The sequence below is a fragment of the Neobacillus endophyticus genome (assembly GCF_013248975.1).
Classification (GTDB): domain Bacteria; phylum Bacillota; class Bacilli; order Bacillales; family Cytobacillaceae; genus Neobacillus; species Neobacillus endophyticus.
Genome location: NZ_JABRWH010000001.1, coordinates 4867909 through 4888929 on the forward strand (window position 1 = coordinate 4867909; position 21021 = coordinate 4888929).

The window sequence follows — 21021 nt, forward strand, 5'->3', positions numbered from 1 at the left end:
TACATCGTAAAGAACAGCACCATTGCTAATTAAATATTTAAAATAAATTTTTAGGGGGAAACAACAATGGCCCGAATAACGTATTGGAATCCAGAAGACGAAAAATTCTGGAACAACGAAGGAAGAAAACACGCAAAACGAAATCTTTGGATCTCAGTTCCATGTTTAATGCTGGCATTCATCGTCTGGCAAATTTGGTCAGTGGTCGCTGCAAAGCTAAACTCTGTGGGATTCCACTTTACTCAAGAACAGCTATTTACTCTTGCTGCCATCCCTGGGTTGGTTGGAGCAACTCTTCGGTTCTTTTATACCTTTGCTGTTGGTTCTATTGGGGGTAAAAACTGGACAGTTATTTCAACTGCACTGTTAGCCATTCCAGCAATTGGTATAGGTGTTGCCGTTCAAAACCCACATACTTCATATACAACCATGCTGATCCTTGCAGCACTTTGCGGTCTTGGTGGCGGTAACTTTTCATCATCATCTGCCAACTTAAGTTTTTTATTTCCAAAAAAGGAAAAAGGTACTGCACTTGGAATTAATGGTGGTTTAGGTAACATGGGGGTTTCTGTTGTTCAGTTTGTTACACCATTAATTATTACATCAGGAACATTTGCCTTTGTAGGACACAAACAAGTATTAGCAAATGGTCATGCCCTTTGGTTACAAAACGCTGCTTTCATCTGGGTAATTCCAATTATCATCATGACACTTCTTGCCTTGTTTGGAATGGATAACGTACCAGGTGCAAAACAATCAATTTCTGACCAATTTGTGATTGTTAAAAGGAAGCATACTTGGATAATGACAGTTCTATATGTAGCAACATTCGGTTCTTTCATTGGTTTCTCTGCTGCTTTTCCACTGTTATTAAATTCTCAATTTCCGGAACATGTTTCTCTTGCCTTCCTTGGAGCTTTAGTTGCTGCAGCTGCAAGACCAGTAGGCGGATGGCTTTCTGATAAAATAGGCGGTGCTAAAGTTACTTCATTTGTATTAGTTGTCATGGGAATTGGTGCATTCGGCGTCATTTACTTCTTGGAAGGTAAACAATTCGCAGGTTTCTTGATGTCCTTCTTAATTTTGTTCGTTGCATCTGGGATTGGATCCGGATCAACATTCCAAATGATTCCAACTATCTTTATACCTAAAGAAGCTGCTCCAGTTATTGGCTTCACTGCCGCTTTCGCAGCTTATGGATCATTCTTCATTCCAAAGCTGTTTGGATGGGCTACCATAACAACCGGATCACCTGCAACAGCATTCTATTTCTTTATTGGTTTCTATGTGATCTCTTTTTCTCTTAACTGGTATTTTTATCAAAGAAAAACTCACTCAGCTAAAACAGTTGTCAAACAAGCCGGATAATATCTGGCTTGTTTTTTTATAACTTAGTTCCTTGATCTATATAAAGTTTTAATAACGCAAAAAAACTGCCAAAAATCGGCAGTTTTAATTCAATATTTTTACTTTCACTTGTTTTCTTCCCCAATCGAGAGCATCATGTTCAGAAGGAATAAACACATCAATTCGATTGCCTTTAATGGCTCCTCCTGTATCTCCTGCTATTGCTTCTCCATATCCTTCTACATATACTTTACTACCAAGAGGAATTATCGACGGATCCACCGCGATCACCTTTGTGTCCGGATTTGATTTAATATCAATACCTATTTTGGTAATACCAGAACAACCTTCACATGAAGCTGTATAGGCTGTTGCATTTACAGTTATTTCTTTTGTATCGGAATGAGGAGCTGTGATCGGAGTTGTTTGGCTATTCTGATTTTCAGAAGCAGGAATTGCTTTGGCGGAAGTAGGTGCAGGTGCTGAAGAATAACTTCTAGCAGCTTCAGTGGTCGATGTTGTATGTGCCTGACTATCTATTTCCGCTTTTTTTGTATTTTCATAAATGACTAAAATTAATCCTGGATGAATTAAATCTGAATCTAATGTATTCCAATCCCTTATCTGGTCAATTGTTACACCGAAATGATGAGCGATTCCCCACAGTGTATCATTTTGTTTTACCGTATATTGTTTTCTCTCCGGTATTTCTAAAATATCACCAGGATGAATGAGATCCGATGATAATTGATTCCAGTTTTTAAGGCTTTGTACAGTTGTATTATGTACTTTTGATAAACCCCAAAGGGTATCCCCTTTTTTTACGGTAATCTCTTCTGCATGCACATTAGCACCTACAGATACTGAGAGAGCCGCAACTGCAATAATTGTTTTCAGTTTGCTAATCATATTGTTTACCTCCCATTTTCTTTCGACCGCTAACTGTAATTCATCATAACACGGAAATTTCTGAGACAAAGAACAGGCAGATGTTAATTGCTTTACGAGAATGGCAAGTATTTTACAATAATGTATCTAAAGGACATAATTTTCAAAAAGCATTCGAACCTTATAAAGTTTTAGATATTTTTAATCCTTCGTTTAATTAAGTCTCTAAGTACTTCGAATACACTTTAGCTGCCAAATTTTGAATTCAATCATTTCCCTTTAAAACAACATATAAAAAACGAGAGAATTCGAATTCTCTCGTTTTTAAGCGATTTTTTCAGGAAGTAAGATATTAAAGGTTGTTCCTTTATTCGGTTCACTCTCCACAAATACTTTTCCATTGTGGCTTTCAATTATTTTAAAGCTAACCATTAAGCCTAAGCCGTTTCCATTTTTCTTTGTAGTAAAAAATGGTTCTCCCAGCTTTTTTAGTTTTTCCTGAGGGATTCCAACACCAGTGTCTTGAATTGAGATATGAACATTGTGATCGTGAACCTTGATTTTTACGTGCAAATCACCGCCATTTGGCATGGCTTCAATTCCGTTTTTAATAAAATTTAAAAACACTTGCTTCAAGCGATTTTCGTCACAATCGATTTGGATAATTTCCTGATTGCTGTCAAAGTATAACCGGACATTTTTCTTTCGCGCTTCAAATTCCAGCAATGAAACCACGTTCTTGATGACAGGAACAACATTCTTCTCCTCTAGATCCACTGCTTTTGGTTTCGCAAGTACCATAAAGTCTTCGACAATTGTATTAACGCGCTCAATTTCATCTAGTATGATATTTAGAAACTCAAGACGTTCCGGATCTTGTTCATCTAGCTGTAAGAATTCGGTATATCCTTTCATCGATGTAAGTGGATTGCGAATCTCATGCGCCACCCCTGCAGCTAATTGGCCAACCGCAGCAAGTTTATCTTGACGGTGAATAACTTCTTCCTGTCTCTTGCGTTCTGTTATATCGTATCGGATGGCAAGGTATTGATATGGTTTTCCCTGCTCGTTTAAAAAAGGAATAATGGTTGTACTAACCCAATAAAATGTACCATCCTTAGCTTTATTCCGGATTTCACCTTTCCAAACCTCTCCGTTACCAATTGATTTCCAAAGTTCTTTGAAGAATTCCTTTGAATGGAATCCCGAATTTAAAATACGATGATCATTCCCAATAATCTCTTCACGGGTGTATTTAGAGATTTCACAAAACTTTTCATTTACATTTGTAATAATCCCTTTGGCATTAGTAAAGGCCACTATAGCGGATTGATCCAAGGCAAACTTAATGTCACTAATTTCTTTTATAGTTTCCTTTAGATGTTCTTCAGCTCGTTTTCGATCCGAGATATCTGTTCGGATGGCTACATATTGATATGGTTTTCCATTACTATTTAAAAATGGAACTATCGTGGTGTCCACCCAATAATAGGTTCCATCCTTAGCCCTATTACACAATTCACCCTTCCAGACATTTCCACGGCCAATTGCACGCCACATATCCTTGAAAAATTCTTTCGAATGATAACCGGAATTCAATATACGGTGGTCTTGGCCGATTAATTCTTCTCTGCTGTATTTAGATATTTCACAAAAAGTATCATTAACAGCAGTGATCTTGCCTTTTGCATCTGTGATCGCAACAATTGAGGATTGATTAAGGGCGAAGGTAACATCCTTCAAATTTGTATCAGATGAGGCTAGCTGTTTACTAATTAGCGTGCTGGAGATAATTAGTCCACCCATTATTAAAATGGAAATCAATAAAACTAAATAAATGAAAAAAGAGTTTTCATTTTGCGAGCCAATTACACCACTTACCGTCTCAACAATCGAGGATTTTTTTAATAAAATATTTCCTTCAGCTACAGCTGCTGTCATGATCACGGCGCTTACTGGTTTCAACCAAACTTGATTCCCCATATTTGAACCTTTTGCTGTAAAAAGCAGCCATAAAGAAAATAAATGAAAAACAAATATCAATAAAGCTGAAATAATAAGTAAAAGTATATTATATTGAATGGAAATATTCATGGCATATAATTCAATCATATGAATGGCGATAATATTAAAAGTTAATAAAAAGCTGCCAATCATTAGATAAAAAAAGCGGACTTTTTCCGTAAACAAAATCATAAATGCCATTCCTGTTAATGCAATACTGATCACAATGGAAAGTACAGTCAGTGGTATATGGTACTGGTTAATTAATTTCATATTGGTTGCCAGAAGTCCCATAAAATTCGCAACCCAAATTCCCACACCCATAGATAAAGTTCCGCCAATGAATAAAAGGCGGTTATTTCGCTTCGAAGTTTTGACAAGTATATACATATCTAATGCTGTATAAACAGCCATTAACGTTAGCCCAATTGCAATTATGAATAAATAAGGATGAAAAGCACCCATCATTGAATTCATGAATCTGCATTCCCCCTTTTTCTAGCATTCTACTACGATTGTAATGGAAAATATTTTTTTAGGGAAGTGTTAATTATTGTCCATCTGAAATCTATAGATTGTGATAAAAGTCTTATTTTTAAAATTAATGGTTTTTTTTTCAAAAAAATCTACACAATTTAAGTTTTTTTGTTTATACTGTACTATAACAAAAGGATGTTTTATATTCTGTATTAATAAAGGAGGATTTGAAATGTTAATAAGTCCTGTGGAGTTTTTTCGTCAATTACCTAAAAAACAATGTCCAGAATGTGGCCAAATTATCGAAGAACAAGCAGAATCCTATTTAATGGAATGTGATCGTTGTCTTGCAAAAAAAGAAGAATAAATTTATTTTTTGTCCTATCTGTTCTATAACAATAAACTATCCAATAAACTGTCGTATGAAGGAGGAGGATTTTATATGTTAATGAGCCCGGTTGAATTTTATCGTAATGTGCCACCAAAACAGTGCTCCGAATGCGGACAGCATATGGAGGAACAAGCGGAATCCTATTTAATGGAATGTGATCGTTGTCTTGCAAAGAAAGATGAATAATAAAGATAACTTGCGTACTGGTGAGCCCGGCAGTGCGCAGACAGAGGCGTAAATCGCTGAAAAGTACAGCTTTTTGGATGTGAGGCTGCTGACTCGCGAAGTATTACTTAGTGCAATTATGCCTGTTAAAAATGTTAGTCTTTCCCTTTCGGCCAAGTATGACTCCAGTGATCACTGGAGTTTTTATTTGGCTTCATTCTGAATTTGAATAAAACAGGTAAGTATAATCCTTTCTTACCTAGCGAACCCTTTATATAAGGAGTTGATCATTGTAATATGGCGAAAAAAAACGACTATCTAACAACCGCCCCAACGGAAAAACAAATCATCATTCAAAACGGAGCTGTTTTTCCTAATCTTAAAAGTGTTCCTGGAGAATCAGTAAATAAACATGAAGAATTGAAAGAAGTGAATTCCCTGATTGCGGAGGGGGAAATTGGTCAGCAAAACGAAAATTTATGAAGTAAAAACAAAATAAAAGACTGTCAATAAATGAAGACAGTCTTTACATACCAATGTTAAATTTTTGGAAGCTCCCGAATTTCCTGGAACATTTCATTACCGCACATAGGACACAACAGGTCATCTGCTGCAAAATCCTTTCTCATCCAGCCGATACATGAATCATCTTTACACGAATATACTTCAGTGTCTACTAAGATAGTTTCAATTTCTTGATCTTTAGCTCTTTTACCGTAAAAAATTGGAACCGCCTCCTTTATTTATAGTATGTCCGAAAAAAAACATTTCATGTCAACTAAAGAATATTCATAGGGGGGTGCAAGTTTTGAATTCAAACCAAAAGCATTTCACGGTTGTGGGGACAAATATTGATGAAGTAAAAAGATTAAATAGTCAGTCAGGTCTTAGCTACAATGAAGTAAAAAAGCTTCTGGCCAGTCAATATCTCAACAACAGATCAAAAGGCGGAAAATAATGTTCGCCTTTTTTGTTTTAGATCTTATTGTCTCCCTCTTTATATTTGGCGCTGTTAAATTTGGCTATTGATTTCCGCTCCAGGCATGATTGGTTCGCAGGCGTGCCGAGGAGCCTCCTCGATGCTTAAACATCAGTTGGTCTCCCCATCCCCATACTCCCGCAGGACATTGAAACACGTCCTTGAATCCGTTCACACACGAAGGAAATGCGTTTGCATTTTCGAGGTGTCTTCGTGCCTTCCGCTCCAATCAACAGTGTGTAAATATTAAAAATGTTCTTTAAAATAGCCTTATATTTAAACAGCTTACAACCTTTTTTCATCTCTTTGTTCACAAAATATCCATACCTTTTTCATCTGAACTTCTTTATCTTAATGTTAGGAGGTTTTAATCTATGAAGAAGATTTATCTCACTTGTGGTTTGGCCATTTTTCTAGGAATTGCCGGAGGCATCGCTTTCTTTCTTATTCGCGATGCAAACGCATCAGTACCAAGCAATATTACATTAACAAATCAAAACAGCGAGTCTTATAATTTCGGTAAAGATAAAACAAAATTAAAATTGATTGAATTTATTTATACGCATTGTCCTGACATTTGTCCAACCACTACTCAAAAAATGACGGCTCTTAAAAAAGATCTAGTCCAAGCAGGAATATTCAGAAAGAAAATTGAATTTATCACGATTTCCATTGATCCGGTCCGTGATACACCTGAAATATTAACCAAATATATGAAAGGCTTTGGCATTTCGAATAATAGTCAATGGACTTTTTTAACCGGTGATTCATCAACATTAAAAAGTGACGTGAAGAAGATTCATGAAATTGCAAATGGACTTGGATTTCAGTTCATAGACCCTGGAAACGGTCAGTTTGTACACACAACTTTTACTTATTTGGTAGACGACCATAATCGATTTATTGCAAAATTCCCAATGGGTAATAATTTTAATAAACAAGATGTATATGAATCAATTTCAAAAATCTGAGCCCTACGGGCTCAAGGCTTTTAAACACCAAAAAAAGGAGTACCTCCCCAAAATGTCTAAATAAGTAAGCACCACACAAACTTATAAGACTGGAGGAAGACTCCCTATGGCTATTATAAGACAAGGAAGCCTATTTGGACTACAAGAATTATACGATTTAGAACCTACCCATCGTTTTGAAGCTGTTTTTTCTGCTATCAACATTGAACCAATCTTCTCTGTGGTAACGAAGAAATCTCGTTTTGGTAGACCTGTTGAACTGAACTATGCAGCTATGATTTACTCTTTAGTTGCCCGATTAATGGAACGAATTCCTTTTATTAAAGATTTGGTGATGAGATTAAAAAATGACATGGTTTTCCGTCTAGACTGCGGATTTTTGGTTTCTGATACTGTACCTTCAGAAGCAGCTTATTCAAGAATGGTGACAATCCTCAGTGAATCTAACGTTCTTGAAAAGGTTAAGGAAACGATTCTTTATCAAGCCATTACAGAAGGATTTGTCACTGATGATACAGTAGCTCTTGATGCCACACACTTTGAAGCAAAAGATCAGGCACCTCAAAAAGAGGAAAAACCAAAAAACGAACCTAAGAAACGTGGGCGTAAATCGAAAGAAGAAAGAGAACAATGGTTGATTGAAAAAGCTGATCGCGAAACCAATCTACCTCTTTTTGAAAAGAAAATTGAAGAACAGTTAGACGTTACTTTAGATCATCTTCGTGCTGAAATTCCCAAAAACCCTGAGTGGGGTGTAAAGAAAAACAGCGAAGGAAAGAACGTATTTTGGTATGGATATAAGGCTCATTTAGCTGTTGGAACAAAAAGCCAATATATTCTTCAATCGCTTTTCTCTTCTGGTAATTTGAATGACGGAAAGGCTGCGATTCCTTTATTAAAAGGAATTCAAGAGCGTGTTCAACTTTCAACTTTACGGTACCATACGATGGATGCTGGGTATGATTACGAACCGATTTATGAACAAATTCACCGGATGGGTCACCAATCTGTTATTGCCTATAACAAGCGTAATGAACCTGAGATAGAAGGTTTTGATAAACATTTCGCCCCCACTTGTTTCCGGGAACACTCGTATCGATATGATAGTTTCGATCCGAAATACAAAACTCTCAAATATACACATCCAAAAGAATGTAAAAATTGCCCTTTAGCCAATGAGGGTATTTGCCAAAAGACCTATAAAATAAAAATCACGACAGATCTTCGAAAATATACAGCACCGGCCCGTGGTTCGAAAGCTTGGAAAACTGTCTTTAAACGACGTACCGCTGTGGAACGTGTGAATGCTTATCTCAAGTTATACTTTCAACTAGACAATGTTCGTTATCGAACAGGAAAGCGTGCCAAAGTTCATTTTGACTTAGTCACCTTAGTTTATAATGCCTCAAAATTAGCAGTTGATCGTATCAGAAAAATGTTAGAATGCCCGCAACAACAAGTAGCGTAGTTTTAAAAAATTGAATAAGTCCCGTTAGGGACAATCTAGACTTTTTTAAAAAAGGAAATTATGAAATTGATTCATATAATAAAATAATAGCAAAAGCTAATGATTAATATTATTCCTAAACACTGAGCACATAAAATAAAAAAGCGGTTAGTCCTCGGGATTAATCGCTTTTAAGACTATTACTCCTATTTAATTCACGGATGAAGGATATTTTTTAAGTTGCTGTAAAGATAAAAGGTAATCGGATTTTGGTTTTGTCAGACTCGCTTTAATACCAGCATTTTTCAGTTTATTCACGAGTTCAGTAAGCTGCTTTTTGGCCACACATTTCACCTTCTTTAATTCCTTCTTACCTCAATTCTACAACAAAAATATGAATAAAGTGTGAAAACAAAAAAATTTTTTAGAAAATATTACTTTTGTCATATATAAATCATAAAGCCCAATTTTCCATCTTTAAATTAAAAATATTCGCCTCCACTCCAAATAAATGCTATAATTGATAGTAAAATGTTTTTTTGGAGGATACTTTTAACATGATTACTGTTAGTAATGTTAGTTTAAGATATGGTGACCGAAAATTATTTGAAGATGTTAATATTAAATTTACCCCTGGGAATTGTTATGGTCTTATAGGTGCAAACGGAGCTGGAAAATCTACGTTTATAAAAATTCTCGCTGGCGACATTGAGGCCCAAACAGGAACGGTAACACTTGGTCCAAATGAACGGATGGCCGTATTGAAACAAAACCACTTTGAATATGAAGAATATGAAGTATTAAAAACCGTTATCATGGGACACACAAGGCTTTATCAAGTTATGCAGGAGAAAGACGCTATTTACATGAAGGAAAACTTCACGGATGAAGATGGGATGCGTGCAGCTGAGCTTGAAGGCGAATTCGCAGAACTGAACGGATGGGAAGCAGAATCTGAAGCTGCCATTCTCTTAAAAGGATTGGGAATTCAGGAGGACCTTCATTATAAGTTGATGGCTGAATTAACTGGTGCTGAAAAAGTTAAAGTTTTATTGGCGCAAGCATTGTTTGGTAAACCTGACGTCTTATTACTTGACGAGCCGACAAACCACTTGGATATCAAGGCGATTCAATGGCTGGAGGAATTCTTGATTAACTTCGAGAATACGGTCATTGTAGTTTCCCATGATCGTCATTTCTTAAATAAAGTATGTACACATATTGCTGACCTAGATTTCGGAAAAATTCAAATTTACGTCGGGAACTACGATTTCTGGTATGAATCAAGTCAACTAGCATCAAAAATGGCGCAAGATGCCAATAAAAAGAAAGAAGAAAAAATTAAAGAGTTGCAAAACTTTATTGCCCGTTTCAGCGCGAATGCTTCTAAATCAAAACAGGCGACATCACGGAAAAAACTTTTGGATAAAATTTCTTTGGATGACATTAAACCGTCATCAAGACGTTATCCATATGCAGGCTTTACCCCTGAACGTGAAATCGGGAATGACTTGTTAAAGGTGGAAGGTCTCACCAAAACGATTGATGGCGTTAAGGTACTCGACAATATTAGTTTCTATATGAATAAGGGAGATAAAATCGCCCTAGTTGGAACAAATGAAATTGCAAAAACAACTTTATTTAAAATTTTAATGGGTGAAATGGAACCGGACAGCGGTACCTTTAAATGGGGAATCACTACTGCACGTTCCTATTTTCCTAAAGATAACTCCGAGTATTTTGAAAACAGTGATCTGAATCTTGTAGAGTGGCTGCGCCAATTTTCTCCAAAGGATGACAGCGAAAGCTTCCTACGCGGATTTTTGGGAAGAATGCTGTTTTCTGGAGAAGAGGTATTGAAAAAAGCCAGTGTACTTTCAGGGGGAGAAAAGGTTCGCTGTATGCTGTCTAAAATGATGCTATCAGGAGCAAATGTCCTTCTCCTTGATGAGCCCACAAACCACTTAGACCTGGAGTCAATCACAGCACTGAATAATGGATTAATCAATTTTAAAGGATCTCTATTGTTTTCATCGCACGATCATCAATTTATTCAGACCATTGCCAATCGGATTTTTGAATTAACACCAAATGGATTAATCGATAAACAAATGACTTACGATGAATATCTGGAAAGTGACGAAATTCAGAAACAAGTAGCTGATATGTATAAGTAATGCTCAAGGGCACCAATAAAAGGTGCCCTTTTTTGTTAGTAACGTTTCTGTTTCTTTCTTGAAGATGGTTCTATTCTTGCACCCGTTTCCGTTGTAGTCGTTCCCTGCCCTTCCACTTGTGGTGAGCTGAGACCTATTTTTGACGGATCTGCTTTACGTTTACTCATTTGAACACCTCCAGTACTAGCTTTTGGAGGTTAATCCCCCATTATACGGAATATTTACTTCATTTTTAGGCAAGATAATGGACAGAGGAGGTGTTTTGGATGGCAAAGGTTGGAGTAGAACAGTCTCTTACAAACATTCAACAAGCATTAAAGGAAAAAGGTTATGATGTAGTAGAGTTAAAGCAGGAGTCTGACGCTCAGAATTGTGATTGCTGTGTTGTTTCTGGTCTTGATTCAAACGTAATGGGAATGCAGGATACCTACACCAAAGCTCCGGTCATTGATGCGGAGGGTATGTCTGCAGACGAGGTTTGTCAGGCAGTGGAAACCAGACTCGGATAGTGACCTACTTAAAAGACTAAAGGATCAAAACTTTAGTCTTTTTTATTAGCCATCCTCTTTTTTGGATTGAATATTGATTTTTGGCTTTTTCTCTTCTCGTTGATACGGTTCCTTCTCGCTGCTTTCTGTTTTTTCTTCTTCCAAATTAGGGGTAAATTCACTTCCATATGTGGCCCCAATATTTAATTTTCCTTTTAACTCCTTAATTCCAAGCTGGCCAAAATTATTATTTAATTCATATTTATCAAGGATTATTTTTTCAATATTAATTTTTTCAATTATAATGGGAGGATCTTTATCTTTCTTAACCTCATCCTTAGGAGATTGCTTTTGAATTGCTTCCAACGATTGTTTCAGCATCTCCATGTTCATTTCCAGGGAGGCCAATTTTCTTCTGATTTCCCGGTTATCTTCATTTTTACGAAACATCAGGAAAATGTTTTTTATCGTCATGTATTTAAACGCTCCCCTTTTTCACCTTACTTTCAATTATATGGGAAGTTTTATATAACATGTCCATTTATTATCACTCAACGGAATTTCAACGCTTTTTCAGATCTTTCGGAAATTGAACTTATTCGATCGGAATGATTTCACCTTTCATATTGTTGCGTTTGTATCTTACAATTAATAATCCATTCCAAAATTTTGCGTTAATTTCACTTGGATTCACATGATCTGGCAATGTTATCTGCCTTTGAAAATCACCATAAAATCTCTCCGAATAGGCTGTATGTAAATGCGGATGAACAGGTACTGCCTTTCCTTTTATCGATAAAACATTTCCGTTTAGCCCCAGTTGTATGTTTTCTTTAATAATTCCAGGAAGTTCTATAATGACGAATACTTCCTCTTCACCCTCTAATATATCTATGATTGGAAATGATTTGGAGGTTTGACCTTCGCGGAAAGACTGCCCGGTTGTATTTGTGAAAGGGGAGTTAAATTGTTCGTCATTGATAAATTGCTTGGCAAACTCCTGGTCAAATACATTACTCCAGAAATCACTGCCTTGCATATTTTTTGCCAGTTCTAGCCATTGCTTTAATTTATCCATATCCATCTTTACGCCCCCCTTCTACCGCTATAAGAGAAAACCGTTTTTAACAAACGGAACAGCTTTACTTCCATATTACGAAACAATTAGGCAATTTAATCCTCATTTTAATGGAAACACCTCATAAACCTTTAATAGGCGCATATATTTAATAAGCAATGACAAGGAGGAGATATGACATGCCAACTCCAGCTCCGTATATTAATATAAATATATTTATGATAAAAATAAATTCCTTTGAAAACTCTTCTGCCGTCAATATTGGTCAGAATCTTCTAGCAGAATGGTACAGTTCTGATAAAAAGAATCAGGGGTTTGGGCAAAATTTTGGTGATAAAAGTGATTTTTTTGGAAACCGCAGTTTTGTCGATGACCGGGACCAAATTGATGTCCCAACCTCTTTTGAAACCCATCCATTAAATATTCCAACAGGTAAGTAAAATACAAACAAAAAGCGATGAATCAGGCAACCCCCTCTTCATCGCTTTTTGAAGTGATCATGATGTTCTTTTTTTGGAAATTAGTAAGGTGATTTGTGCCATAATAAATGGCAAAGATGATTTCCTCCGATATGCCAAGTATTTTGGTTCCCACTTATCTGCATATTTTTCTTTAAAATTTCTCAATCCCTGAACTTGAGAAATAAAATGGCCATGCAGAAAGATCTGTGCGGCTATTTTTTCACTTAAAAAAGCGAACTTAGACAAACCGACATTTGCCAAAGGAGCCATCCCCAAATTAAAACGGCTATATCCGCGGGCTCTTGCCCACTTCATTAATGTTATAAGAAGAGAGTCTATCGTTCCCTCAGAAGCCTCCGACTTTAACCTAATTAGATCCACACCCGCAGTCCGATCATGATCGTATATATACATAATATTCATGAATCCAATAATTTGCATATTGTCATCCTGAGCAATCACAATAGGTGATTTATTTAAATACCCATCATGAAAGAATCCGACTGCATATCCTTGCTCATTTCTCCCCTGAAGCCACTCATCTGATATTTCTCGTAACTGAAGCAATAAATCCTCTGTAAATGGGGGCTCTATGACTTTATACGAATAGTTTCTTTGAAAAGTACTTTCGAAATCAGTTATCCCATTTATCGCAGAAATGGAAAATGACCCCAAATCCACATGAGCTTCTTCACCCAATTTAAAAAAAGCAAAACCGTGATTATGAAGATACGGAAGCATCTCATCACTCACTTGATAAAAAACAAGAGTATACCCATGTAAATCAGCTTTTTCCTGAAATTCATCTATGGCATTTGATAGATCGTTTTTTTCACCAATGGGATCTCCAAGAATCACTAATTTATCAGCATATTTTTGGAAAGGAATCAAAACCGTCTTCTTTCGGTTCCAAAATAGGTACTTATCATGCAAAAATAGTAAGTGAGCCACTGTGTTTCCCTCGTATTTTCTCAAGTGGCTATCAATGGCTTTCTCCTGTGTTTCGGACATTTCAAATTTCCACTTTCTTGGAAGACTTATCAAATACCCAAGCATTAAAATAATCGAGGCGATCAACAGGCCAATGATTGCACTAAAAAACAAATCACGATAATTAACAATGACATATGGAATAAACCTTTTAGGAATAGCCAGTTTAGCCGAAGGTAAATTTAAATAACCAATGATGAGATACATGGAAGTAATTAGAAAAATAACTGTTACATCAAAAATCGTTTTTCCCCATGTTAAAACATAACTTTCACGATAAAATTGACCTTTTGATAATCTAAGAATAAGTGCTACAATGATTAAAAATATCGCTTCTTCATAATCTATTCCTTTAAATATGGAAAATAGTGCTGCAAGAATCAAGGCAAACATTGTCAACTCATACGTTCGCTTTACTCGGTACTCAATCCCTCTTGACAATCCAAGAAGTAAGAATCCAGCAGCAACTGAAAGCTGATGAGACACATTAATAATAGGAAATGATAATAATTCTCTTGCGATCCGAAGTCTTGACATAATACCCGGTATACTTGCTGATAAGAGCATGATTAAGCCGGATGAAAAAACTAAAATGGTCAATATAATATGACTAAGTCTTTGAATAATCGCTTTAGGCAAATCATTCCAGGATTGATTCCATTTCTTCCAATATAGTTTGATAAAAAAAACTAAGCTAATTAAAAAAGGGACAAAATAATAACCAATTCGGTAAAATAATAGTAAGACAAGTACTTTTTCCTCTCCGACGTGCAGATTTTTCATTCCCCATAAAAATACCAAATCAAATGAGCCAAGCCCTCCAGGGATCATACTAATAATTCCTGCGCATGCTGCAACAATATAGACTGGAAAAAGATTTGGAATGCTGACATTCATTCCTAATAATTTATTTAAAACAAAAATAGCACTGAATACCGCAAACCATTCAATGATCGAAACTCCAATTAAACCAAAACCAGCTTTTGTCGGGATTAGTGATTTTTGTTCCTTTTTCGCTTGAAAAGTATGTATTAGATAAAAAACAGGCAAGTAAAGACCTACACCCACAGCTGCAAAATAAAGCCATCTGTTATGAACAAATAACGGATAATGACGGTAACTTGTTGTCACGATCCAGGAGAGAAAGGATATTCCTGTTAAGTAAAAAAGCGAAACAGATGCAATAAGCCCAAGTAGTCTGCGTTTTTCATGTTCTAGCTTGAGAAAAAAGTATGTTCTCAGCATCGCCCCTACTATGCCTCCAAAACCAATTAAATTGGAAAAAGAGTTGGCAATAAATGATTGTTCCAGGAGCTCCCATTTTAAAACCTTTATCTTTAATATCCTAAATAAGATGACATCATAAAGCACCATTGGTAAAACAGCCGCAAATGTAATCGCCAAGATCAACAATAAAAGGGCAATATTCAGTTGATCTAATTCATTTCTAAGAAGATGTACATTTATATCTCGAGTAAATTTCCTCATTTCTACAAGTGCAAAAATTAATAATAACAGAGGAAAAGAAAACTTTACCACCTTTAATATCTTGTCTTTATTAATCCCCAATCAAGCCAACCACCTATTTTATATATTCCTGAATTAAATATAATCTTTTCCAGCAGAAAAACAAAGAAAATTATTTTTAATAGAAATATGCTCATTAACATTGTAGACATTTTAAACATGTTTCAACCCATTGGATATAATCTAATCGCTGTGTTGTGTTTTTTTGAGCTATTTGAACGTAAAAAAGTAGACAAGTTTTCTGCCCATATATGCATATGAATATATAAACGCCATTTTTTCGAGGGGGATATAGTGTGAAATTTTTAATCTTTACTAAAGAGACGTTATTATTCTTTTTAGCAATTGGTGTTATGCTAGCCTCGATTTCTGCCTGGTTTATCCTGAAAGCAGGTGACGTGGCTGTATTTAATCAGCCTTCGAGCAAAGTAGTTCGTGAATTTCATATGGTGACAGCCGAATTTAAAACAACATTAAAAAACGGACAGGAAATTGAAGCATACCGCTGGGATCCAGGTACGATCGTTATAAAACAAGGTGAGAGAGTTAATTTATATATAAGCGGGATAAATGGTGAAGAACATCCATTTTATATTGAAGGAACCAATATTAAAGGGACAGTAAAAAAAGGAAGAGAAACGATGATCCCCCTCCAGTTTAATAAACAGGGAACCTATCAATTAATCTGCGAGGCTCACTCAGACAGACAGCACAATGGGCCAATGATTGCTTATATTGTTGTAAATTAGAACAGGAGTCATTCTCCTGTTTTTATTTGCTGTTTCATAGGTTTTTCCTATTAAAACGTTGATATTATTAGTTTTTTGTATATAACAGTTATAATATTTTCCTCATTTTTTATAGTACAGTTTTTTCAAAACTAATACATTAATTCATAAAAAGTTCATAAAAACCCCCTAAAAAACAAGGTTTCACAATATGTTAACAAATCACCTCTCTCAAGGTACTTACCAACTGTTATACTGAGTCCATAGAAAAGACAGCAAAGCTGTTATATTTCTTTAAATGATATATGAGGTGATTACCAATGGAACAATGGCAAGGCTTTACAAAAGGTGATTGGTCAAAAGAAGTTAATGTCCGTGATTTTATCTTAAAAAATTATTCAGAATATGAAGGAGATGATTCCTTCCTAGCAGGAGCCACAGCAGCTACAACCAAATTGTGGGATCAAGTAATGGAACTCACAAAACAGGAGCGCGAAAAAGGCGGTGTTCTTGAAATGGACACCGAAACTGTTTCAGCCATTACTTCCCATGGACCAGGGTATTTAGATGAAGAGATTGAAAAGGTAGTTGGTTTCCAAACCGATAAACCATTTAACCGCTCACTCCAGCCTTTTGGCGGCATTCGCATGGCGAAACAAGCTTGTGAAGCTTATGGCTTTAAATTAAGCCCAGAAATTGACAAGATATTCACAGACTATCGGAAAACTCATAACCAAGGCGTCTTTGATGCTTATACCAGTGAAATGCTCCGTGCAAGAAAGGCCGGAATTATTACAGGACTTCCAGACGCTTATGGCAGGGGCCGGATCATTGGGGACTATCGCCGAATTGCTTTATACGGTGTTGACTTTTTAATGAAAGAAAAACAAAAAGATTTTAATAATACTTCAAGTGTTATGACTGAAGATACTATTCGCCTAAGAGAAGAACTTTCAGAACAATATCGTGCACTAAAAGAACTGAAGGAACTTGCCGCAAGCTATGGCTTCGACATTTCCCAACCAGCTAAAAATACCCAGGAAGCATTCCAATGGCTATACTTTGGTTACCTTGCAGCTGTAAAAGAACAAAATGGTGCCGCTATGAGCCTTGGACGTGTTTCAACCTTCCTAGATATTTATGTTGAGCGCGACCTGCAAAACGGCACATTAACGGAAGAAGAGGCACAAGAATTAGTTGATCATTTTGTAATGAAACTTCGTCTTGTTAAATTTGCCCGGACACCTGATTATAATGAATTGTTCAGCGGTGACCCAACATGGGTAACAGAATCTATTGGCGGATTGGCAAACGATGGCCGCTCATTAGTCACGAAAAACTCTTTCCGATTCTTGCACACCCTTGAAAACTTAGGGCCGGCGCCAGAACCAAACTTAACTGTACTTTGGTCCACTCGTCTTCCAGAAAACTTTAAAAAGTTCTGTGCAAAAGTTTCAATAAAAACAAGTGCCATTCAATATGAAAATGACGACATTATGCGTCCTGAATATGGTGATGATTATGGAATTGCCTGCTGCGTATCTGCAATGGAAATCGGTAAACAAATGCAATTCTTTGGAGCCCGTGCCAACCTTGCCAAAACACTTCTTTATGCGATCAATGGCGGAGTAGATGAAAAATTAAAAATTCAAGTCGGTCCAGAATACCGCCCAATTACTTCAGAAATCTTAGACTATAACGATGTAATGGAAAAATTCGACCAAATGATGGAATGGCTGGCAGGCCTTTATATTAATACTTTAAATGTGATTCACTATATGCACGATAAATATAGCTATGAAAGAATCGAAATGGCGTTACATGATACGCAAATTCTTCGGACTATGGCAACTGGTATTGCCGGTTTAAGTGTAGCTGCTGACTCATTAAGTGCCATTAAATACGGTCAAGTAAAAGTGATTCGTGATGAAAACGGCTTAGCGGTAGACTTTGAAACGAGCGGTGATTACCCTAAATACGGCAATAATGATGACCGTGTTGACAGTATTGCCGTTGAAATCGTTGAAAGGTTTATGAAAAAATTACGCAAACATGTGACTTATCGTAATTCTGTTCATACTTTATCCATTTTAACGATCACTTCAAACGTAGTTTACGGAAAGAAAACTGGTAATACACCAGATGGCAGACGCGCGGGCGAACCATTTGCACCTGGAGCAAACCCAATGCATGGCCGTGATACAAAAGGCACACTTGCTTCCTTGTCATCTGTTGCCAAGCTTCCTTACAGCTATGCAATGGACGGCATTTCTAATACGTTCTCTATCGTTCCTAAAGCATTAGGAAAAGATGAAGAAAGTCAAACTCGCAACTTAACAGCCATCTTAGATGGATATGCAGCAAAATCCGGTCATCATTTAAATGTTAACGTCTTTAACAGAGAAACACTATTAGACGCAATGGAACATCCAGAGCTATATCCACAATTAACCATTCGTGTTTCCGGATATGCCGTTAACTTTATTAAATTAACAAAAGAACAGCAATTAGACGTTATTAACCGTACTTTCCACGAATCTTTATAGCAACCGATGGCGTGGGCTCCCTTCATATAGGGAGCTCTGCCATAAATATGAAAGGAGATTATCATCATGAACGGAAATATTCATTCAATCGAAACATTAGGAACAGTTGACGGACCTGGGATCCGTTATGTCATTTTTACACAAGGGTGTCTGCTGCGCTGTCAGTTCTGCCACAATGCAGATACATGGGAAATCGGTACGGGAAAAGAAATGACTGTTTCCGAAATCATTGATGATTTAAAAAGCTATCTCCCTTTCATCCAAGCTTCCGGAGGTGGAATTACTGTCAGCGGGGGTGAACCCCTTTTGCAAGTTCCCTTCCTCACTGAATTATTTAAAGCATGCAAAAAATTAGGGATTCATACGACAATCGATTCTTCAGGCGGTTGTTTCTCCCATTCCAAACTATTTATTGAGCAGCTGGAGGAGTTATTAAAATATACGGATTTAATTTTACTGGATTTGAAACATATCAATCGTAAAAAACACATTCAGTTAACTGGTATGGCCAATGACCATATATTAGAATTCGCGAAATTTTTATCTGAACGCCATATCCCGATCTGGATTAGGCATGTACTAGTTCCTACTATTACTGATGCACCAGAAGATTTAACTAAATTGGGTGAATTTATCGGGACCTTAGATAACGTCGATAAAATTGAAATTCTCCCCTATCATAAGCTTGGTGTCTATAAATGGGAAGCACTCGGTCATGAATATCCATTAAAAGGAATCGAACCTCCAACTGGGGAAAATGTGGATTTTGCTTATCGGAAACTAATAGCCCACTGGCAACAACACCAATTCCAGTAGAATTGGTGTTGTTTGTTTTTGGGGTAATTATTTTTCAGGTAAAAGATATAATCTTTTTCTCTATTTACTTCAATTAAAATTGATTATTTGGTTATTCTCTTATATACTCTTATCATTGGTTATTTTAGCGAGGTGAAATTTTTGTTTCAAGTACTGATTGATCATTCGGATATCAATACCTTAAATGCCCTTTATTTCAGCATTTACTTAGGAATGATTTTGAAATACTTATGGGCTTGGGGTGTGGAATATTCCTTTTTTGGATCGCTGTCATATACAAAGAATACAAAAATTATTCACCCATTATTATTTTATAAGAAAAAAAGCGGATTAAATGGCAGCTTTATTCTGACACGAATAGTTAAATATATTCGCAGAAAGAAATATTCGCAGGATGATTCTGAAGAGCCTATTTCCTTCCATTTTCATCATCAAAAATCAGCTACTATTTAGGAGGAAATATGAAAACGAAAAAATCGACTTTATTACTAATTGCACTTTTATCATTTACAACATTACTGCTATCAGCGTGCTCTTCACAAGCACAAAACAGTAAAAACCCAGGTTTTTTCCAGCACTACTTTGTCGACACATTCTCAAACATTATCCAATCTGTCGCTAAAGTTTTCTATGGAAACTACGGTCTGGCCATTATCATTGTTACGATCATTATCAGACTTTGCTTAATGCCATTCATGATGCGGCAATACAAAAATCAAATGGCCATGAAGGAAAAAATGGACTTAATTAAACCGGAAATGGATGCCGTTCAAAAGAAATTAAAAGCTGAAAAGGACCCAAAAAAGAAGCAAGAGCTTCAAGCCGAAATGATGGGATTGTATCAAAAACACGGCGTAAACCCATTAAACATGGGCTGTCTTCCACTTATTATTCAAATGCCGATTTTAACTGCATTTTATTATGCAATCCGCAGTTCTAAAGATATTGCTCAACATAAATTTTTATGGTTCAGTTTAGGACATCCTGATATCGTATTAACGATTATCGCGGGATTAATTTACTATTTTCAATTTAAGGTTTCCCAAACGACGATGCCTAAACAGCAGCAGGAACAAATGAAGTTCATGGGACTCTTATCGCCTTTGATGATTGTGATGTTTTCATTTAGTGCACCTGCCGCTCTTCCACTGTATTGGGTTGTTGGGGGAACATTCTTAACCCTTCAAACACTGATAAGCCAAAAACTTTATTATAAAAATCCAACTGAAGTTCCTGCAAAACAAAAATAAAAAAAAGAAGCATCCAACCCTTGGATGCTTCAGACTGTCGACAAATCCGAAGGATTTCGGGTTTAAAATCGACAGTCTTTTTTGTTTGGCCATATTAAACTTGTCTGTTGATTTCCGTTCCAGGCGGCTTCGCTTTCCGCGGGCGGTTCGGGGAGCCTCCTCTGCGCTTTCAGCGCCTGCGGGGTCTCCCCTGTCCCGTACTCCCGCAGGAGTCTTCGCCGCCTTCCACTCCAATCAACAGAGTGTAAAAATCAATAATGTACATTAACACAGCCTTTTGTATAATTTATT

General features: G+C 36.5%; 22 protein-coding genes. 15 read left to right on the forward strand and 7 right to left on the reverse strand.

Annotated elements, in window-relative coordinates:
- The first annotated feature begins 66 nt into the window (after positions 1–66).
- Positions 67–1368, forward strand: a complete 1302-nt coding sequence (locus HPT25_RS24115; protein ID WP_173070038.1) for a NarK family nitrate/nitrite MFS transporter — start codon at positions 67–69, stop codon at positions 1366–1368.
- Between the two features lie 84 nt (positions 1369–1452).
- Here HPT25_RS24115 and HPT25_RS24120 read toward each other — a convergent pair whose 3' ends face one another.
- Together HPT25_RS24120 and HPT25_RS24125 are read right to left on the reverse strand one after the other, a co-directional pair.
- A complete protein-coding gene (locus HPT25_RS24120) occupies positions 1453–2256 on the reverse strand; it encodes a LysM peptidoglycan-binding and 3D domain-containing protein (RefSeq protein WP_173070040.1) in 804 nt (267 codons plus the stop codon).
- Between the two features lie 303 nt (positions 2257–2559).
- Positions 2560–4716, reverse strand: a complete 2157-nt coding sequence (locus HPT25_RS24125) for a PAS domain-containing protein (protein ID WP_173070042.1) — start codon at positions 4714–4716, stop codon at positions 2560–2562.
- A gap of 232 nt (positions 4717–4948) precedes the next feature.
- On the opposite strand from HPT25_RS24125, the gene yhfH (HPT25_RS24130) reads away from it, so the two are divergent.
- From yhfH (HPT25_RS24130) to HPT25_RS24140, 3 genes are all read left to right on the forward strand, one after another.
- Positions 4949–5083 (forward strand): protein YhfH, encoded by a 135-nt coding sequence (gene yhfH, locus HPT25_RS24130; protein ID WP_173070044.1) that lies wholly within the window; start codon positions 4949–4951, stop codon positions 5081–5083.
- A 75-nt stretch (positions 5084–5158) separates the two neighbouring features.
- Positions 5159–5293 carry a protein YhfH gene (gene yhfH / locus HPT25_RS24135; protein ID WP_173070046.1) on the forward strand — a complete coding sequence of 45 codons (135 nt, stop codon included), beginning with the start codon at positions 5159–5161 and terminating at the stop codon, positions 5291–5293.
- Positions 5294–5569: 276 nt separating this feature from the next.
- Positions 5570–5755 (forward strand): hypothetical protein, encoded by a 186-nt coding sequence (locus HPT25_RS24140; protein ID WP_173070048.1) that lies wholly within the window; start codon positions 5570–5572, stop codon positions 5753–5755.
- A gap of 56 nt (positions 5756–5811) precedes the next feature.
- Here HPT25_RS24140 and HPT25_RS28875 read toward each other — a convergent pair whose 3' ends face one another.
- The gene (locus HPT25_RS28875; protein WP_312857357.1) at positions 5812–6015 is read right to left on the reverse strand and encodes a cold-inducible protein YdjO-related protein; all 204 of its coding nucleotides are present in this window, start codon (positions 6013–6015) and stop codon (positions 5812–5814) included.
- A 65-nt stretch (positions 6016–6080) separates the two neighbouring features.
- Here HPT25_RS28875 and HPT25_RS24150 point away from each other — a divergent pair, with 65 nt between their 5' ends.
- The 4 genes from HPT25_RS24150 to HPT25_RS24165 all read left to right on the forward strand — a co-directional run bounded on the left by HPT25_RS24150 (position 6081) and on the right by HPT25_RS24165 (position 10846).
- Positions 6081–6230 carry a hypothetical protein gene (locus HPT25_RS24150; RefSeq protein WP_173070050.1) on the forward strand — a complete coding sequence of 50 codons (150 nt, stop codon included), beginning with the start codon at positions 6081–6083 and terminating at the stop codon, positions 6228–6230.
- A 395-nt stretch (positions 6231–6625) separates the two neighbouring features.
- Positions 6626–7222 (forward strand): SCO family protein, encoded by a 597-nt coding sequence (locus tag HPT25_RS24155; RefSeq protein ID WP_173070052.1) that lies wholly within the window; start codon positions 6626–6628, stop codon positions 7220–7222.
- Positions 7223–7328: 106 nt separating this feature from the next.
- Positions 7329–8690, forward strand: coding sequence for an IS1182 family transposase (locus tag HPT25_RS24160; RefSeq protein WP_173060338.1), 1362 nt, complete (start codon positions 7329–7331; stop codon positions 8688–8690).
- Between the two features lie 536 nt (positions 8691–9226).
- On the forward strand, positions 9227–10846 hold the full coding sequence (locus tag HPT25_RS24165; RefSeq protein WP_173070054.1) for an ABC-F family ATP-binding cassette domain-containing protein: 1620 nt from the start codon (positions 9227–9229) through the stop codon (positions 10844–10846).
- A gap of 35 nt (positions 10847–10881) precedes the next feature.
- Here HPT25_RS24165 and HPT25_RS24170 read toward each other — a convergent pair whose 3' ends face one another.
- Entirely contained in the window at positions 10882–11013 is a 132-nt protein-coding gene (locus tag HPT25_RS24170; protein ID WP_173070056.1) for a YuzL family protein, read from the reverse strand.
- Positions 11014–11112: 99 nt separating this feature from the next.
- On the opposite strand from HPT25_RS24170, the gene HPT25_RS24175 reads away from it, so the two are divergent.
- Complete coding sequence (locus tag HPT25_RS24175) at positions 11113–11355, forward strand: YkuS family protein (RefSeq protein WP_173070058.1); 243 nt, start codon at positions 11113–11115, stop codon at positions 11353–11355.
- A gap of 45 nt (positions 11356–11400) precedes the next feature.
- Here the strand turns inward: HPT25_RS24175 and HPT25_RS24180 are convergent, their stop codons facing one another.
- Together HPT25_RS24180 and HPT25_RS24185 are read right to left on the reverse strand one after the other, a co-directional pair.
- A complete protein-coding gene (locus HPT25_RS24180) occupies positions 11401–11808 on the reverse strand; it encodes a hypothetical protein (RefSeq protein ID WP_173070060.1) in 408 nt (135 codons plus the stop codon).
- A 121-nt stretch (positions 11809–11929) separates the two neighbouring features.
- Positions 11930–12418, reverse strand: coding sequence for an Hsp20/alpha crystallin family protein (locus HPT25_RS24185; protein ID WP_173070062.1), 489 nt, complete (start codon positions 12416–12418; stop codon positions 11930–11932).
- A 173-nt stretch (positions 12419–12591) separates the two neighbouring features.
- Here HPT25_RS24185 and HPT25_RS24190 point away from each other — a divergent pair, with 173 nt between their 5' ends.
- The gene (locus HPT25_RS24190; RefSeq protein ID WP_173070064.1) at positions 12592–12852 is read left to right on the forward strand and encodes a hypothetical protein; all 261 of its coding nucleotides are present in this window, start codon (positions 12592–12594) and stop codon (positions 12850–12852) included.
- 57 nt (positions 12853–12909) lie between these two features.
- Here HPT25_RS24190 and mprF read toward each other — a convergent pair whose 3' ends face one another.
- Positions 12910–15432 (reverse strand): bifunctional lysylphosphatidylglycerol flippase/synthetase MprF, encoded by a 2523-nt coding sequence (gene mprF / locus HPT25_RS24195; protein ID WP_173070066.1) that lies wholly within the window; start codon positions 15430–15432, stop codon positions 12910–12912.
- Positions 15433–15686: 254 nt separating this feature from the next.
- Between mprF and HPT25_RS24200 the strand changes: the two genes are divergently transcribed.
- The 5 genes from HPT25_RS24200 to yidC all read left to right on the forward strand — a co-directional run bounded on the left by HPT25_RS24200 (position 15687) and on the right by yidC (position 20730).
- Positions 15687–16139: a cupredoxin domain-containing protein gene (locus HPT25_RS24200; RefSeq protein WP_173070068.1), complete on the forward strand. Its 453-nt coding sequence runs from the start codon at positions 15687–15689 to the stop codon at positions 16137–16139.
- 299 nt (positions 16140–16438) lie between these two features.
- Positions 16439–18664 (forward strand): formate C-acetyltransferase, encoded by a 2226-nt coding sequence (pflB, locus tag HPT25_RS24205; protein ID WP_173070070.1) that lies wholly within the window; start codon positions 16439–16441, stop codon positions 18662–18664.
- A gap of 66 nt (positions 18665–18730) precedes the next feature.
- A complete protein-coding gene (gene pflA / locus HPT25_RS24210) occupies positions 18731–19480 on the forward strand; it encodes a pyruvate formate-lyase-activating protein (RefSeq protein ID WP_173070072.1) in 750 nt (249 codons plus the stop codon).
- A gap of 141 nt (positions 19481–19621) precedes the next feature.
- A complete protein-coding gene (locus tag HPT25_RS24215) occupies positions 19622–19933 on the forward strand; it encodes a hypothetical protein (protein WP_173070074.1) in 312 nt (103 codons plus the stop codon).
- An 8-nt stretch (positions 19934–19941) separates the two neighbouring features.
- Positions 19942–20730 carry a membrane protein insertase YidC gene (yidC, locus tag HPT25_RS24220; RefSeq protein ID WP_173070076.1) on the forward strand — a complete coding sequence of 263 codons (789 nt, stop codon included), beginning with the start codon at positions 19942–19944 and terminating at the stop codon, positions 20728–20730.
- Positions 20731–21021: the final 291 nt, after the last annotated feature.

Coding starts and splice junctions, on each gene's coding strand:
- HPT25_RS24160 (WP_173060338.1), top strand. CDS start 7,329: ATGGCTATTATAAGACAAGGAAGCCTATTTGGACTACAAGAATTATAC.
- yidC (WP_173070076.1), top strand. CDS start 19,942: ATGAAAACGAAAAAATCGACTTTATTACTAATTGCACTTTTATCATTT.
- HPT25_RS24155 (WP_173070052.1), top strand. CDS start 6,626: ATGAAGAAGATTTATCTCACTTGTGGTTTGGCCATTTTTCTAGGAATT.
- pflB (WP_173070070.1), top strand. CDS start 16,439: ATGGAACAATGGCAAGGCTTTACAAAAGGTGATTGGTCAAAAGAAGTT.
- yhfH (WP_173070046.1), top strand. CDS start 5,159: ATGTTAATGAGCCCGGTTGAATTTTATCGTAATGTGCCACCAAAACAG.
- pflA (WP_173070072.1), top strand. CDS start 18,731: ATGAACGGAAATATTCATTCAATCGAAACATTAGGAACAGTTGACGGA.
- yhfH (WP_173070044.1), top strand. CDS start 4,949: ATGTTAATAAGTCCTGTGGAGTTTTTTCGTCAATTACCTAAAAAACAA.
- HPT25_RS24190 (WP_173070064.1), top strand. CDS start 12,592: ATGCCAACTCCAGCTCCGTATATTAATATAAATATATTTATGATAAAA.
- HPT25_RS24140 (WP_173070048.1), top strand. CDS start 5,570: ATGGCGAAAAAAAACGACTATCTAACAACCGCCCCAACGGAAAAACAA.
- HPT25_RS24115 (WP_173070038.1), top strand. CDS start 67: ATGGCCCGAATAACGTATTGGAATCCAGAAGACGAAAAATTCTGGAAC.
- HPT25_RS24175 (WP_173070058.1), top strand. CDS start 11,113: ATGGCAAAGGTTGGAGTAGAACAGTCTCTTACAAACATTCAACAAGCA.
- HPT25_RS24170 (WP_173070056.1), bottom strand. CDS start 11,013: ATGAGTAAACGTAAAGCAGATCCGTCAAAAATAGGTCTCAGCTCACCA.
- HPT25_RS24165 (WP_173070054.1), top strand. CDS start 9,227: ATGATTACTGTTAGTAATGTTAGTTTAAGATATGGTGACCGAAAATTA.
- HPT25_RS24125 (WP_173070042.1), bottom strand. CDS start 4,716: ATGAATTCAATGATGGGTGCTTTTCATCCTTATTTATTCATAATTGCA.
- HPT25_RS24180 (WP_173070060.1), bottom strand. CDS start 11,808: ATGACGATAAAAAACATTTTCCTGATGTTTCGTAAAAATGAAGATAAC.
- HPT25_RS24185 (WP_173070062.1), bottom strand. CDS start 12,418: ATGGATATGGATAAATTAAAGCAATGGCTAGAACTGGCAAAAAATATG.
- HPT25_RS24120 (WP_173070040.1), bottom strand. CDS start 2,256: ATGATTAGCAAACTGAAAACAATTATTGCAGTTGCGGCTCTCTCAGTA.